The sequence below is a fragment of the Kitasatospora putterlickiae genome, from assembly GCF_039527695.1.
Lineage (GTDB): Bacteria > Actinomycetota > Actinomycetes > Streptomycetales > Streptomycetaceae > Kitasatospora > Kitasatospora putterlickiae.
This window is the reverse complement of sequence record NZ_BAAAKJ010000271.1, coordinates 1-836: the sequence shown is the minus strand read 5'-3', so window position 1 is coordinate 836 and position 836 is coordinate 1. Positions and strand designations below refer to the sequence as shown.

Below are 836 nucleotides of genomic sequence, written 5' to 3'. Positions count from 1 at the left end.
GCCGTGCTCGCCGCCCGCGCCGGGGTCCTGGTCCCCGCCGGGCGGACGGCGGAGTTCCTCGCGCCCTACCCGGTGGCCGCGCTCGGCGACGCCGACCTGGCCGGACTGCTGGAGCGGCTCGGCCTGCCCACGGTGGGGGCGTTCGCCGCGCTGCCCGCCGAGTCGGTGGCCGACCGCTTCGGCCCGGCCGGCGCGGTGGCGCACCGGCTGGCCCGCGGTCTGCAGCCGCGCCCGCTGGTGCCGCGCACCGAGGGGCCTGACCTCTCCGTCGAGCAGCGCTTCGACCCGCCCGAGCCGCTCGCCGAGCCGCTGGTGTTCGTCGCCCGCACCCTGGCCGAAGGCCTGCACCAGCGGCTCGCCGGGGCGGGGCTGACCTGCCAGCGGGTCGCTGTCGAGGTGGAGTGCGCCGACGGCCGGACGGTCGCCCGGCTCTGGCGGCACGAGGGCCGGCTCTCGGCGACGGCGCTCGCCGAACGCGTCCGCTGGCAGCTCCAGGCCTGGCAGAGCACCGGCACGTTCGACCGCGAGGGCGGCCCCCACGGCCCCCACGGCCCCGACGGCTCCCACGACCCCCACGACCCCGAGCCGGGCGGGTTCACCGCGCTGCGGCTCGTCCCCGACGACCTCACCCCCGACCAGGGCCGCCAACTCGCGCTCTGGGGACAGGCGGTGGCGGACGACCGGGTGGAGCGCGCGGTGGCCCGGGTGCAGGCGGTGCTGGGGCACGCCGGGCTGCGCCGGATCGAGCCGGCCGGCGGCCGGGGGCCGGAGGACCAGGTGGTCCGGGTGCCGTGGGGCGAGCCGTACGACCCGGCGGCGCCGGCCGACGCGCCCTG

General features: G+C 80.4%; 1 pseudogene. It reads left to right on the top strand.

Features of this window, described 5'->3' with window-relative positions:
* Nucleotides 1-836, top strand: a pseudogene (locus tag ABD308_RS27180) (DNA polymerase Y family protein); the annotation flags it as partial.